The sequence below is a fragment of the Vibrio sp. 10N.261.45.E2 genome (genome assembly GCF_002875705.1).
Lineage (GTDB): Bacteria > Pseudomonadota > Gammaproteobacteria > Enterobacterales > Vibrionaceae > Vibrio.
Genome location: NZ_MCZZ01000084.1, coordinates 1 through 255 on the forward strand (window position 1 = coordinate 1; position 255 = coordinate 255).

Annotated in this window: 2 tRNA genes; both read right to left on the reverse strand. The window is 49.4% G+C overall.

The features are described 5' to 3' along the window. Positions 1-39 precede the first annotated feature (39 nt). Positions 40-115, reverse strand: a tRNA-Ala gene (locus BCT34_RS04510). A gap of 14 nt (positions 116-129) precedes the next feature. Beyond that, positions 130-206, reverse strand: a tRNA-Ile gene (locus tag BCT34_RS04515). Positions 207-255 lie beyond the last annotated feature (49 nt).

Below are 255 nucleotides of genomic sequence, written 5' to 3' on the forward strand. Positions count from 1 at the left end.
AACCATTTTTAAAGACTCTCTTAAGAGAATACTTAAAGATGGTGGAGCTATGCGGGATCGAACCGCAGACCTCCTGCGTGCAAGGCAGGCGCTCTCCCAGCTGAGCTATAGCCCCATCTAGGTCGATATTGGTGGGTCTGAGTGGACTTGAACCACCGACCTCCCGCTTATCAGGCGAGCGCTCTAACCAGCTGAGCTACAGACCCAATATCGTCTCTTAACTTTTCTAAACCTAATCAATCTGTGTGGACACTT